The organism is Pseudomonas sp. GM102 (genome assembly GCF_000282555.1).
Classification (GTDB): Bacteria; Pseudomonadota; Gammaproteobacteria; order Pseudomonadales; family Pseudomonadaceae; genus Aquipseudomonas.
On sequence record NZ_AKJB01000145.1, the window covers coordinates 12,794 to 27,122 of the forward strand.

Annotated in this window: 12 protein-coding genes; 1 reads left to right on the forward strand and 11 read right to left on the reverse strand. The window is 58.9% G+C overall.

The features are described 5' to 3' along the window. The first annotated feature begins 3 nt into the window (after positions 1-3). Positions 4-1,092: a polyamine ABC transporter substrate-binding protein gene (locus PMI18_RS01690; RefSeq protein ID WP_007907319.1), complete on the forward strand. Its 1,089-nt coding sequence runs from the start codon at positions 4-6 to the stop codon at positions 1,090-1,092. Positions 1,093-1,307: 215 nt separating this feature from the next. Here the strand turns inward: PMI18_RS01690 and PMI18_RS01685 are convergent, their stop codons facing one another. From PMI18_RS01685 to PMI18_RS01635, 11 genes are all read right to left on the reverse strand, one after another. After that, positions 1,308-2,099, reverse strand: a complete 792-nt coding sequence (locus PMI18_RS01685) for an ABC transporter ATP-binding protein (RefSeq protein WP_007907329.1) — start codon at positions 2,097-2,099, stop codon at positions 1,308-1,310. A gap of 67 nt (positions 2,100-2,166) precedes the next feature. Next, complete coding sequence (gene ntrB, locus PMI18_RS01680) at positions 2,167-3,018, reverse strand: nitrate ABC transporter permease (RefSeq protein WP_007907331.1); 852 nt, start codon at positions 3,016-3,018, stop codon at positions 2,167-2,169. A 15-nt stretch (positions 3,019-3,033) separates the two neighbouring features. Continuing rightward, a complete protein-coding gene (locus PMI18_RS01675; protein WP_007907333.1) occupies positions 3,034-4,320 on the reverse strand; it encodes a CmpA/NrtA family ABC transporter substrate-binding protein in 1,287 nt (428 codons plus the stop codon). 351 nt (positions 4,321-4,671) lie between these two features. Then, positions 4,672-5,319 carry a hypothetical protein gene (locus PMI18_RS01670; RefSeq protein WP_007907334.1) on the reverse strand — a complete coding sequence of 216 codons (648 nt, stop codon included), beginning with the start codon at positions 5,317-5,319 and terminating at the stop codon, positions 4,672-4,674. Continuing rightward, a complete protein-coding gene (locus PMI18_RS01665; RefSeq protein ID WP_007907335.1) occupies positions 5,316-6,506 on the reverse strand; it encodes a methyl-accepting chemotaxis protein in 1,191 nt (396 codons plus the stop codon). The genes PMI18_RS01670 and PMI18_RS01665 overlap by 4 nt, the downstream gene beginning before the upstream one ends. A 331-nt stretch (positions 6,507-6,837) precedes the next feature. Then, positions 6,838-7,143, reverse strand: coding sequence for a hypothetical protein (locus tag PMI18_RS01660; protein WP_007907337.1), 306 nt, complete (start codon positions 7,141-7,143; stop codon positions 6,838-6,840). A 100-nt stretch (positions 7,144-7,243) separates the two neighbouring features. Beyond that, positions 7,244-8,698 (reverse strand): family 16 glycosylhydrolase, encoded by a 1,455-nt coding sequence (locus PMI18_RS01655; protein ID WP_238542633.1) that lies wholly within the window; start codon positions 8,696-8,698, stop codon positions 7,244-7,246. Positions 8,699-8,712: 14 nt separating this feature from the next. Further along, a complete protein-coding gene (galE, locus tag PMI18_RS01650; RefSeq protein WP_007907340.1) occupies positions 8,713-9,777 on the reverse strand; it encodes a UDP-glucose 4-epimerase GalE in 1,065 nt (354 codons plus the stop codon). Between the two features lie 82 nt (positions 9,778-9,859). Next, positions 9,860-11,278, reverse strand: a complete 1,419-nt coding sequence (locus PMI18_RS01645) for an oligosaccharide flippase family protein (protein ID WP_007907342.1) — start codon at positions 11,276-11,278, stop codon at positions 9,860-9,862. A gap of 13 nt (positions 11,279-11,291) precedes the next feature. Beyond that, a complete protein-coding gene (locus PMI18_RS01640) occupies positions 11,292-12,245 on the reverse strand; it encodes a glycosyltransferase family 2 protein (RefSeq protein ID WP_007907345.1) in 954 nt (317 codons plus the stop codon). 17 nt (positions 12,246-12,262) lie between these two features. Next, positions 12,263-13,576 (reverse strand): O-antigen ligase family protein, encoded by a 1,314-nt coding sequence (locus tag PMI18_RS01635; RefSeq protein ID WP_007907347.1) that lies wholly within the window; start codon positions 13,574-13,576, stop codon positions 12,263-12,265. Positions 13,577-14,329 lie beyond the last annotated feature (753 nt).

Consider the following 14,329-nt stretch of genomic DNA (forward strand, 5'->3'; position numbering starts at 1 on the left):
AACATGCGCGTCAACAATATTTCCCTGATGGTACTGCTCACGGCGCTTTCGGCCGCCAGCCACGCCGCCGAAACCGTCAATATTTCCAACTGGAACGGCTACATTGCCGATGACACCTTGACCAACTTCACCAAGGAAACGGGGATCAAGGCGACTTACGACATTCACGACAGCAACGAGGTCCTGGAGTCAAAACTGATGACGGGTAACACGGGCTATGACGTGGTCAGTCCTTCGAACCATTTTCTGTCCAGATTGATCAAGGCAGGGGCCATTCAAAAGCTCGATAAAAGTCAGTTGCCCAACTGGAAAAACCTCGACCCGGCGCTGATGAAAAAACTGGAGGTCAACGATCCAGGCAATCAGTACGGTTATCCCTACATGTGGGGCACCGCGGGTATTGGCTACAACGTGGAGAAAATCAAGGCGATATTCGGCAACACCGATGTCACCCACTCCTGGAGCCTTTTTTTTGATGAGAACAACATCAAGAAACTAAGCGAGTGCGGTGTGGCGATTATCGATAACCCGACGCAGATCCTGCCGATCACCCTCAATTACCTCGGACTGCCGCCCCATAGCCACGAGCCTGCGGACTATAAGAAGGCCGAGCAGGCGTTGCTCAAGATCAGACCCTACGTCCAGTATTTTCACGCCTCCAAGTACATCAGCGATCTGGCTAATGGCAACGTCTGCGCCGTGATCGGTTTCAATGGCGACGTGGTGCAGGCCGCAGCGAGCGCCAGGGAAGCCAACAACGGGATTGAAATCGCGTATTCGATCCCTGACGAAGGTTCGACCCTTTGGCTCGACATGGTCGTCATGCCAAAAAGCGCGCCGCACGAGAAGAATGCTTACGCTTACATGAACTACCTGTTGACCCCTCAAGTCATTGCCAATATCAGCAACAGCATCCACTACGCGAACCCCAACATCGCGGCGGATGAATATGTTGTTCCGGCCGTGAAGCAGGACCAGGCGATTTACCCGCCAAACCATGTGATGGACAAGTTGTTTACCGTAGAAGATCTGCCCGCCGCCATTGCGCGGTTGAGCACTCGTCTGTGGACCAAGTTGAAAACCAATACATAACGACCTGTGCACCTTGGGTTGCGTTGCAGAGTGGCGAGCGAGCTTGCTCGCGTTGGGCTGCGTAGCGGCCCCAAAAATCTGGCGGTGATTGCCGATTTTTGTGAGTGCTACGCACTCAAGCGGGAGCAAGCTCCCTCGGCACAGGTTTCTCACTGACTCAAAACGTTCTTAAGTGAGTAGATCGGAATGCCGGAGGGCTTCCTCGGACTTCGTTTTCAAGCCGCCGGCATTTGCTGGCGGTGGTAGAGAAACTCGAGGACCGTCGTGCGATAGCGGTGGTACTCGGGGTCGTTGGCCAGTACCAGGCGATTGCGCGGTTTTGCCAGGCCAACGCTAAGGATCTCACCGACGGTGGCCGCCGGCCCGTTGGTCATCATCACGATGCGGTCGGAAAGCAAGACGGCCTCATCGACATCATGGGTGACCATCACCACGGTGCTCTGAGTAGCGGCAACGATACGCAGCAGCTCGTCCTGAAGGTGCGCGCGGGTGAGGGCGTCGAGCGCGCCGAAGGGTTCGTCCATCAGCAGTATTTTCGGTTCCATGGCCAGCGCGCGGGCGATGCCGACACGCTGCTTCATGCCCCCGGAAATCTCGCTGGGGTGTTTGTGCATGGCATGCTCAAGACCGACCATTGCCAGCGCCGCCTCGGTACGCGCCTTCAGCGCGGCCTTGTTTTCGCGTTTGCCGAATACCTTCTCCACGGCCAGGTGCACGTTACCGAAGCAAGTCAGCCAGGGCAGCAGGCTGTGGTTTTGAAACACCACTGCGCGCTCAGGGCCGGGACCGTCGATCTCGCGACCATTGCATATCAAGCCGCCGCCATTGGCTTCAAGCAGACCGGCGATCAGGTTCAGCACGGTGGATTTGCCACAGCCTGAATGGCCGATCAACGAGACGAACTCGCCACGAGCGATGCTCAGGTTGACGTTGCTGAGGGCCTGGAAGCGGCCTTTTTTGGTATCGAAGTGTTTGCTGACCTGGGTCAGCTCGACGAATTTTGCCATCTCGGTTCTCCTGCATCGGGTAAGCGTCAGGTGCGGGCAACCCAAACACCCGTGCGCACGTGTCGGTTCAGTTGGTGTAGTCAAAGCGTTTGGCGATCCACAACAGGCCCTGCTCGAGCAGCAGGCCGACCAGACCGACGATGATGATGGCGATGAGAATGTGCTCGACATTGAGGTTGTTCCATTCGTCCCACACCCAGAAGCCCAGGCCGACACCGCCGGTGAGCATTTCTGCGGCGACGATCACCAGCCACGCCACGCCGATGGACAGACGAATACCGGTCATCAGATGCGGCAGCACCGAAGGAAACAGGATGTGGGTGAACACCTTCCACTCGCTGAGCTTGAGCACTCGCGCGACGTTCAGATAGTCCTGCGGCACGCTGGCGACCCCTGCGGCGGTATTGAGGATGATCGGCCAGATCGAGCTGATGAAAATCACCCAGATCGATGCTGGGCCGGCGGCCTTGAACACCAACAGGCCGATCGGCAACCACGCCAGTGGCGAGACCGGACGTAGCAGGCTGATGATCGGCGCGAACATGCCGCCGAGGAAGGCGAAGCGGCCGATGGCGAAGCCCAGCGGGATACCGAGCAGGGCGGCGAGGCCAAAGCCGATGCCGACCCGGCCAAGAGAGGCCAGCACGTTCCAGCCGATGCCCATATCGTTCGGACCGTTGTCGTAGAAGGGGGCGCTGAACAGCTCCAGGGCTGAATACCAGGTAGCGAGCGGACCGGGCAGGCCCTCACTGCGTGCGGCTATAAACGCCCAGACGGCGAGAAACAGGGCGATACCCAATATTGGGGCAATGCCATCCCTGGCGCGTTGACGCAACCCGCTCAGGAGGGGAGAGCGACGCTCTGGCTGGGTACTCGCCGTAGTGGTGGGCGGCGCTGGCAACTTGAGGGGGGCGTTCATGGCGGGTTACTCCGGTCAGGCTTTGATGGTGAAGGAGTTGGCATAGGCGGCCGGATTGGAGCCGTCCCAGACCTTGCCGTCGATCAGGGTGCTACTGCGCAGCGGACTGCCCGGTACAGTCAGGCCAAGCTGGCTGGCGGCTTCGCCGTAGAGTTTTGTCTGGTTGATGGACTTGGCCACGCCGGCGTAGTCCACATCCTCCTTGAGCAGGCCCCAGCGACGGAACTGAGTGAGGAACCACATACCGTCCGACAGGTAGGGATAGTTGACGCTGCCATCCTTGCAGAAGGACATTGCATGCTCGTCCGTCCATTGCTTACCTAACCCGTCGTCGTAGTGGCCGAGGAAGCGTTGTTCGATCACTTCGACGGGCGCATTCACGTAGGCCTTGCCGGCGATCAGTTGGGCGGTGCTTTTCTTGTTCTCTACGCTGGCCTCGATGAACCGGCTGGCGTCGAGCACCGCCATGGTCAGCGCCCGGGCGGTGTTGGGGTATTGCTCGACGAAGGCACGGGTGGTGCCAAGGATTTTCTCCGGGTGATCGGGCCAGAGTTTCTGAGTGGTAACAGCGGTGAAGCCGATGTTGTCGGCAATCGCCCGGGCTCCCCAAGGCTCGCCGACACAGAAGCCGTCCATGTTGCCCACGCGCATGTTGGCGACCATCTGTGGCGGTGGCACCACGATGGTCTTCACGTCGGTCAGCGGGTTGATGCCGAGGCTGGCGAGCCAGTAATTGAGCCACATGGCATGGGTGCCGGTGGGGAACGTCTGGGCGAAGGTCAGTGGCGTGCCGCCTTGCTTGACCTTGGCGGCCAGTTGCTCGCCATTGGTCACACCCGCTTGTTGCAGCTGTTTGGAGAGGGTGATCGCCTGGCCGTTCTGGTTCAGTCCCATGAGCATGGCCATATCTTTCTGCGGCCCGCCGATGCCCAGTTGCACGCCATAGATCAGGCCGTAGAGCACATGGGCAGCATCCAGTTCGCCGTTGAGCAGTTTGTCGCGCACGCCGGCCCAGGACGCCTCTTTACTTGGCGTGATGGTGAGGCCGTATTTTTCGCCGAAACCCTGGGTTGCCGCCACCACGACTGACGCGCAATCGGTGAGGGGAATGAAGCCGACCTTCAGCGCAGCTTTCTCCGGCGCGTCGCTGCCGGCAGCCCAGACCGCGCTGCGCAGAAAGCCCGGCGCGATGACATCGAGGGCGGCGATCCCGGCGACGGTACCGGCCGTCACCAGGGATTGCTTCAGGAAGGTGCGCCGGCCGGGGTGTACCGGATGTTGCGAGTCACGCTCATCAGTCATAACCACATCCTTTTTTTAGGGGCAAAAAAAACGGCGTGCGCCAGGCACCCTCGATAGAGGGACCTGACGGACGCCGTTGTCCGGAAAGTGCAGCACGTCGCCATTGGCGTGCTGCATGAGTCTGTTAGTCAGTAGTAGCAAAGGGCTTGCCAAGTTTATGTCCGAGTTTTTTTATGCGAAAAAAATCAATTGGTACAAAGGCTTGAAGTGGTTTTGTGATGTTTTCTAAAAAGATATCGAAGGGGGCGTAGGGCCGGGGGAGAGCGAAGCACTGATCGCTTTTTGGGCAGCTTGGGTGCGAGGTGAACTAAAACGGCTCTCCTCTGCACCGTTGCGTAGTCGAATGGAGCCTCAGCCCAGATCCCGGCGGATGGCGTCGAGGCGTTCGTCGAGCAATGGGGTGAGCAGGGCGTAGCACTGCGCCGGGGAGATGGACACTGTCGTTGTACCGATCAGGCAGCATTGCAGTTGTTCGAGAGCGTTGTGCAGCGAGCGGGGTGCATGCCTGAGCAAGCGCTCGTGCAGGTACTGCAATTGAACAAGCATTTGCAGTGGGCAATTCTGATGGGCGGCGGCGCGCACCGACAGGCCGCGCAGCCGTCCCAGGTCTTCCAGCTCCCAACAGCGCTCGGCGATGCTGGGGGGCTGCAAATTAAGCGCGCAGCGCCGCAGTTCAAGGTTCTGGATGGCGCCGAGCAGGTCTTGCAGCAACCGGCAATGGCCCTCGAAATCCGCTGGGTCGCGGCGTAACGCGTTCCAGGCCTGGCACTGTGCGCTATACGGCCATTCTTTCCAGCGTTGGTCGAGCGAATGACCCAGTGCCTGGCAACGCTGTTGTGCCTCGCGGGTGGTCTGTCCGCCAAGACCGCGATGCTGCTGCAGACCTTGCAAGAGGTCGAGCCCCAGCAAAAGCATCTGTCTGAGTCCCGCGTCATTTTGTGGCAGACGGGTTCGTCGGGATTGCCCACCATCGAATGCGGCGGCGAATTGTAGGTTCATGGGCGGTTTCCGATGGTGAGCTGGTTGAGATAATGGGTCAGGTCGTGCAGCGCATGGGTTTGTGTACGCTGCTCTTGCACCGCGGCATTGACCTGTTGCAACTGTTCGCTGAGGGCATGATTGGCTCGCTGGTGCTCACTGAGCGCCTGTTGCATGGCGCCGAGGTGTTGCAGATTGATCTGACTATGTTGAGCCAGGTCGTCGAGGTTGGCGGCGAGTTGCTCGCTCTGTTGGCTACCGGCTGCCAGCAGGTCGCGGTGTTCCTTGACCTCGCCATCCACTTGGCGCACGGCCATGGCGATCGCCGTCGCGGCTGTGGTGATTTCGTGGGTAGCCCGGTCGGTGGCTTGGGCCAGGCTGCGGACCTCATCGGCGACCACTGCGAAACCGCGACCGTGCTCGCCGGCGCGGGCCGCTTCGATGGAGGCATTGAGTGCCAACAACTGGGTCTGTTTGGCCAGTGCCTGAATGCTATTGACGGTGCTTTCTACTGCGGTAGTGCGCTGCAGCAGTGCTTCCACGGCGTGTGCGGTATTACCCAGGCTGTGCTGAATGGCGCGCATGCTGTCACCTACTGAACGCGCCTCCAGACAACCGGTTTCGCTCTGGGTATGAGCGTTGGCGAAGGCTGCCAACGCGCCCTGGGCCAGAGCATCGATGCTGTGCAGGGTCTGATCGATCTGCTCGCTGGCGGCGGCGATCATGGCGATTCGTTGGCTCTGTTCCTCACCTTGGTCGCGGGCCTGTTGAGACATTTGCTCCAACGCACGACTGGCGAACTGTACTTCGCTGCGCAAGCGTTCGTTGTTGCGCAGTTGCATGCTGGCGGCCACCAGTAGCGTCGCTGGGTCGGCATCCCGGGAGCTGCGCAGCAGGTGTGCAAGTTCAGTGTCCCAGAATATCTGTAGATGGCGTTGATGACGCTCACGAAGATGCCACGCGCACCCCAGATAGAGGACGCCAGGTATCAGGGCCAGTGCGCTTGCTGGCTGTTCGGCCAGGGCGAGGCCGCAGGCGCCGAGGGCCAGCCCGAGTGGTAACCAGAGGCCGATCCTGCTGCGTTCGAGCAGGGCCATGCCAGGGGCCAACAATGACCGCAGTGCAATGCCAGCAGGGCGAGACTTGCCGAGACCGATGTGCGCAGTCGCGATGGCATGACCCGGGGGGAGCATTCCTTGAGCAGGCATGAGGATTTCCTTTTATGCCGGGGTGAAAGCAAAAACGGCGCACGCCCACCTGTCGCATTGCGCAGGGGAGCGGACGCCGTTGTCCGTGATGTTTGCGAAGCCATCGTCGTTGATGGCTCAAGCCTGATCAGACCTAAGCAAGTTGTTTGCCAGCCGTGCCATCGACCACTTGTCAGCCTGTCGCTCATGCAGTGGGAGACGTTAGCTATAGGGCTGTGAAGGCAGAAAAGGCGATCAACGCACCAGTCGCGGGAATTACCGAGCCGCAGTGCTCTGTTCTGGTTCGCGCAGGGCGTTATGGCATGTTTTCCAGAACCACCGAGCTGGCAGGTCAGAGTTCGTCGTCATCCCTCAGCCGAAACGGTGGCTCATGTATTGAGTTCTGCGCAGAGAAGAGATGGGCAGGATATTCAGCCATGATTAATCGCAAGTGCTCGATGGCTTCCAGGTATTTAAGATCGGCTTGCCTTCTTTTCTTCTGATACCGCGTGAACTTTTCTATGTCCATGTGGGGCTGATCGAGAAGATCAAGGGCGGCGTGGCTCAAACGATAGGCTTCGTTGAACAGTTGTTTGTTGCGTTCAAGCGCCAGATTCAGACAGGCCATCGCTTGATCGGAAGTCATCGTACCGTTCATTACTGCGACCTCTTTTACGGGTGTGTTCCTGGGTTTCGGGTAATGCCTGGCTCCGATGAAAAGCGGTTGAGGCCTTTCAATAAAACCGGTCGAGTTGCGACTATCTACCGCGACGCCACACCTTGAGGTAGTCCACGCTGAAGATGGAGGGCAGATCGGCGTCGTCGACTACGCCGAACCACTGCCACATGGCCTCGCTGTCAAAGAGGATATGCATGGGGAAGAACCAGTGGGTGTTCTTTGCCTCGCGCACCAGTACGCCGTCGACGTACCAGCGCAATGTGTCGGGCTGCCAGTCAAAACCGTAGACATGGAAGTCACTGGCCAGCCGCCATGGGCTGACCCAACTGCTGCCATCGCTCAAATGTTCGGTACTGTGTGGCGTGGCCCAAACGTGGGCATTCATGTTGTATCGACGGTCGAAGGAGGCGTTTTTGGTTTTTCCGCCGATTTCGAAAATGTCGATTTCCGTGGCATTGTCGGCAAGCCCCGTAAACGCGAGCCAGAAGGCGCTGGAGCCGGCTGAATCCATCGGTTTGGCGCGGGCTTCGTAGTAGCCGTAAAAACTGCGCTCGATCGTTCGGACCATCGCCGAGCTGTAACCTTCAAAGCCGAGTTTTACGTACTTTTGCGGCAAGGTTTGCTTGCGAAAAACGATGTTCAGATGGCCGTCGCTCAGGTAAGCGTTGTCCGGCATGAACAGCGCCGGTTTGCGCCCGAGTGAGTCGGTGCCCGTGGCGTTGTTGACGTGCCAGCGACTGGGGTTGAGGGTCGCGCCATCGAAGTCGTCGGAGAATCGTGTGTCCAGCATCCATTGGCCGGCATTGCCCTGATCTGACAGCGGCAGTCCGGTGTCGGTCCGTTCCGGTACCTTTCCCAGCGGGCCGACGCGGGTCCAGGAATTGGCAGCCTTGGGAAGGGCGACGGACCACTTTTTCGACAGGTACTGAAAGACGCGCTGCCGTTCCTCCAGGGAGGCGAGGTGCCGGTCGTACAACAGTATTTCGGCGATGTCGCCGCGCAAATGTTCGACGCTGCCGACTACGTTGCGCCCCACCGCGTACGGGCCGATGGGCACGTCGTTGAGTTCCAGGACGAGGAGGGTCGGATCGTAGGCGGTGCGTTGTTGCACGCTGATCGCGAAGTTCGGCGGCACGTTGTCGTTGTCGTCGATTATCGGGCGCGAACTGAACAGTCGCTGCCAGGTCTCGCCGCCGCTTTGCTCGTTTAGTCTGCGTGACACGATCAATAGGGTAACAGGGCCTTTTGCCGTACGAATGGCCTTGCCAAGGAAGGCTGAAGTACCACTCAAGCGCACCACCGGATGGCCATTCATGGCGTTCTCCACACGCTGCGGGAGTGCGGCGTCTGCGCCATTGTCTACGGTAACGTCATTGGCTTGGCCGGATTTGTCGTGCCACCGCAGGAGGTGGTTCTGCGCATCGAGGGTCATTGTCGACGCGTCGGCGGCGTCGAGCCACAGCACCAGGCCGTTGGCCACCGGCGGGGGAGTGCCACCCGACGCGTTGCAAACGATCGATAGTAGGGTCGCCAAAAGAATGAACCTGCTCATATCCATTGCTTCAACGCAGTCGATGCCGCCAATCCGGGTTGGGAGTGGTACCCATGCGGATTACACAATTGCCATCGCCAGGTGTCGATGATCATTTGCATCAGGTCGCGCTGTGCGTACCAGCCTAGATCACGCCCGGCCTTGGTGGGGTCGGCCCAGCATTCGGCGATATCGCCGTCGCGGCGCGGTGCGAACCGGAAGGGGATGGTAATACCGGTAATGTTTTCGAAGCTGTGGATGATCTGCAGCACGCTATGGCCAATGCCTGTTCCCAGGTTCCAGACGTGGATGCCGTTTGTGTTCTGCAACGCCCGCAACGCTTTGAGATGGCCATCGGCAACGTCGAGCACATGGACGTAATCGCGCACGCACGTTCCGTCGACAGTGGGGTAGTCGCTGCCGTACACCATGAGTTCGGGCACTTGCCTCATCGCGACCCGTGTCAGGCAAGGCAGCAGGTTGTTGGGCCTGCCATTGGGGTTTTCTCCGATCAGCCCGCTATCGTGAGCACCGATCGGGTTGAAGTAGCGCAACACGGCAATGCTCCATTGCGGATCGGACAGGCACAGGTCGGTGAGCAACTCTTCGATCAGCAGCTTGGTGCGGCCATAGGGATTGATCGGTTTGCCTGCGCCCAGGTCTTCGATGAGCGGTATCTGCCGGGGTGCGCCATACACGGTGGCCGACGAGCTGAACACTAGCTTGAAGACCTCAAACCGGGCCATCGCATGGCAGAGGTTGAGCGTGCCGACCACATTGTTGGCGTAATAATCCAGCGGCTTGTGAACGCTTTCCTCGACGGATTTGAGACCGGCAAAATGCATCACGGCATCGATGTCGTAGCGGCTGAAGATATCGTCGAGCAACTGGCTATCGCGAATATCGCCTTCAATGAAATCGACTCGCTTGCGAGTCAGATACTCCAGGCGCGTGAGCGATTCGCGGCAGCTGTTACACAGGTTATCGAGGACCAACACCTGTCGACCGGCGTCAATCAGGGTCAGGGTGGTATGGGAGCCGATGTATCCGGCCCCGCCGGTAATCAACGTGGTTTTGTGCATGATGAGGCGTTCCTGTCACAAGGAAATTGCACGAGTCAGGAGAATGTGGTCGGGAAGGGAAAAGGTTGTCGGGTGCGTCCTCTCAGCGGGTGGTGAATACCGATTTGAATTCTTGCGGCCAGCGCGGATGCATTACGCTATACGCCACGGTATAACTCAGCGCGCCAACCACGATGCTGCAGATCAGGTGCAAGTAGCCCTGAACACCCAGGCGGGAAGAAACCATCAGGACGATCGCTGCCATGACGAACGAAGCAATCACGCAGCGATAGTTGGTTTCGAAAAATCGCCGCCAGCCATAGCCGATTGCACTGTTCAACCCGCGGATTTGCAGTGGCGTGATGATCGCCATCCGGACTAGCAGGGCGAGGGCGGCGGCCATGCCGCCATAGAGGCTGCCGAAGCCATAGACCAGCGCCAGTGCCAATACGGTGGTTGCCACTTCGGCCTTGATGGTCAGGTGGCTGCAATTGACCGCGACCAGTGCGGTCGTGGCGTACATGGCGGTATTACCGATGGCTGCCGTGACCGCAAGCACCTGCAGCAGCACAATGGCCTCGGTCCATTTGGCGCCGAAGATCAACAGGATCAGGTCGTGCGCTGTGAGTGCGATGCCGATGAACAGGGGCGTCAGCAGGAAGCAGCTGACGGCGGTCGAATCGCTGATGATCGCGCGTAACCGCGATGGATCGGCGCTGCGTCGGGCAAACACCGGCAGTGCATAGCTGATCAGGCCGTGATAGATCGCCGTGCGCGGCAGATCGATGATGCGCATCGCCATGTTGAACATGCCAACCGCGTTGGTGCCGGCCGTTATGCCCAGGATGACGGTGACCCCGCGCTGTAGCGATTGCGAACTCAGCGCGTTGACGGCAACCGGTGCGCCGGCCCTCAACAGTTCGCGCAAGAGCGGGCCGTCAATGTAAAAGGCAATGCGGCGCGGGTCTGCGCGCATCAATACGATAATGGACACGAACTCCATGATCAGTGCCTGAGCAATGACCGCCCAGGCGCCCAACCCCCAGAGCGCGACAGCGATGCCGCCCACGCCACCACACACCTTGCCCAGTAGCGTGCGCGACGCCAGCATCCTGAAGTTGCCGCTACGGCGCATTTGCGCCACATAGACCCGCGCCATCATGGTGAACAGGATTTTTACCGAGGCCACCGCCGTCATCCATTGCAGCATCGGGTGAGGCGTGTACAGAATCGCTGCGCCCGAGATGACGACAATGGACGCCAGGCTGACGAGTACCGACGCCCAGAAGGCTGTGGCGATGTGTTTGTCTTCCAGCCGCTCGAGGCGTACCAGCGGGTCTTCCAGAACCGAGGAATACATCATGCCGATCAACTCGACGATGGCAATGATGACCGTGCCCACACCCAACTCTGTGGGCGACAGCAGCCTGGCATACGCGACAAAGGTAATCATCGACAGGAAAATCAGGCCGAATTTCTCGGTGAAAATCCAGATCAATTTAACCAGACGGTGATTGGCCATGGCGGATACCGGCTCAATGAGCGGTGGTTGACGCAACTGCCTTGCGCAATGACTGGGCGCATGCATAGAGCAAGCGCAAGGTCGGTTTGCCGTTCCTGAAAATCAGCGTTTGCCAGGAGTACTCCAGCATTCGCCGGTACACATCGATCACCTGGGCATGCTCGCCTCTGCGGGAAAACAGTTCGAGAAAGTCGGAGTGGGCGCCCAGCGCGAAATCGATCCGTTGCTGCTTGCTCAACCGCGGGCCAAAGTGATCGAGGAACGCTTCGATGAACCTGATCTTGGACGGGTAGTACCTTGTCGGTTGCGCGGTCATGTTGCCGCTGTTGACCATGCGCTGCAGCAGCACCTCTGGCACGGTGTGAACCTCCCAGTGTTCGGCGATCCGGGTCCACATGAAGCGGTCTTCGGAGTAACGCAGGCTGGGATTGAAGCCGCCGAGTTGCATGATCACGTCACGTCTGACCATCGCGGAGGACACGCCATTGAGGACGTTGGCGCGGATGAAATCGTCGAAATGCCTACCGTTTTTTTGCCGGTTTTCCAGTATTCGCGTACCGTCGCTGTAGTCGTTGTGCACGTAGCAATCTATCAGCGCCACCGGCCGTCCCTGACGATTCAGTTCGTCAAACAGTGCCAGTTGTTGCTCCAGCTTTTGCGGATACCATCTGTCATCGGCATCGAGAAACGCCACATAAGTCTCTTCAGTGTGCTGCAGTCCGTGGTTGCGGGCGCTGGCCTGGCCTTCGTTGGCTTGATGCAACAGCGTCAGGCGAAACGGCGCCGCAAAGTCCTTGACGCGTTGTGGTCCATCATCGGTGGAACCATCGTCGATGACGATGACGTGATCGGGCAATCGGGTTTGCCCGGCCACGGACGCCAGTGTTTGCTCGATGCTGTCGGCGCCGTTGTACATCGCAATCACGACGCATACTGATTGGGCTGAAGGGGGGGCTTGGTCTGGCACGGTTATTTCTCCTTTTGTTACGCATTGGCTGAGTCGCGTGGTAATGCCTTGCCAGGCGGACGCTGACCCAGGGTTGGCCGTGACAACTCGGGGTATGTCGCGTGGTGGTGCCGGAATGAGAGGGCGAGGATGCAGAACACCAGAAACTCTGCGCAGCGGTAGTTGGGAACGACATACGCCACATAGTTGGTGAGCATGAACGATCCGATGATGACCATGGCGCTGGCGTGAAACCGCGCCGATTGATCCGACACCACGGCTCGGTAGTGTTTGATCAACGCCTCGATCAGCATCAGGATCAGTGCCGTCAGCTGGATGACACCGCCGTTGAGCAAGGCCTCCATGTAGCCGCTGTGGGCATTGCCGATGTAACCCCAGCGGTTGATGAATGTCTCGGCGTCCGGGCTGGACCAGAAAGCGCCGAAGCCGTAACCCTTGAGGAATTCGGCGTCGATCAGCGGTGTGAGCAAGTCCCAGATCAGCGTGCGGTCGGTGAGTGACGCGTCACGCCCCATCAACTCCAGCAGCAGGGTGTAATTGCCGTATAGAAACAGGCAGATCAGCAAATAGATAATTGTCGTACCGAGGAATGCTGTCAGTGAGCGGTTGATGTGCAAGCGGATCAGCGTGAGGAAGTACCAATAGCTCACGGCGCCAGCCACAATCAGTGCAATTGCCGTGGCAGATTGGGCCAGCGCAATCGCGATCAGCGAGAACAGCGAGTAAATGATGGCCCAGGGATTGCGCTGACGGATCATCGGCAGCAGTAACAGAATGGCGATCGCGTTGATTCGGGCAGCGGCATTTTTTTCCGGGAAAATTCCCTTGAACGCACCGTCACGAATGCCGCCATCAATGAAGACGATGTCGGGCCTTACCAGCGCGAATATCAAACCGAACAACGCTACTGCGCCGATGGTGCAGCCGAGCATGAAAGCGATTTTCTCGAGGCGGTAGTTGTAGGCGATGAAACCTGCAAAGAACACAACGCTGATCAGCGCCACAAACCGTTTGAAACTCAACATCGGGTCGTAGGACCAACTGATCGATACGGCCAGGCTGAGCATGAATATCAGCAGAAAGGCGTTGTGCCTGTAAAAGCTTTTGCTGATGAAGACCTTGTTGCGGATGAAGAAGAACAACGGAACCAGCAGGGTGATCAGGCCGCAGATCTGGTTGACCACGTTGCCTTCGAGGTCTTTTTCGGCTGCGCCCAGATTCGACGTATCAGCCAGCCCGAAAAAAAATCCTATCACCTGGATATAGAACAGCACGCCGAACAATGTGAAAGCGTCGCGCAGGGTGGTGTACCTGACTTCCAGTTTGTTCATGATGATTGGCTCCCCAGGGGGGCGTTCTCAATTAGTTTCCCCGCCGCGTTGTCGTGTTAGAACGGCATGGGTATCTCCATATCTCTCGGGCTTTGGAGAGTTAGGGGCCTGGTGTTGTAGGAGCGAGGCTTGCCCGCGAAGGCGGCCTGATAGTCGACTGGGTGCTTTGATTGGGTACATATCCGTTTCTGCGGTAGTGCCGGCTGGCGGTTATCGCCCGCCCTTGTAGGAGCGAGGCTTGCCCGCGAAGGCTGTATGCCAGGCGGCTTGTTTTTTGATGGTGTACATATCCGTGTTTGCGGTAACGGCGGCTTAGGGTTTCGCTTTTACAGCGAGTCACTTTCGAAAAGCGCGAAAGTAACCAAAGCGCTCTTGCCCCGCCATTCGGTGCCTCGCCTAGGCTCGGCATGCCATAACGAAGGCATTGCTCCGGTGGCCCGCCGCCATCGGCCATCCATGGCCGCGGTGCCCCCTACGCAACGCCTGCGTTCGGCCTCTGGGAAAGGGGCGACAGATCAAGATCAAAAGCCGAAGCAACGGCAAGATCAACAGCTTCGCGAGCAAGCCCGCTCCCACAGTTGGACTGGGTACATCCGGGAGAGATTGGTCGGCTGTCAGGCCGCCTTCGCGGGCAAGCCTCGCTCCTACAAATAGGGCGGTGTACACCCGCCCCTCACCACTCAACAGGCCGAGCGTTAGCTCGCCTGCAGCTTTTGATCTTGATGCACCGCCCCCTCGAGAGGCCGAGTGGAG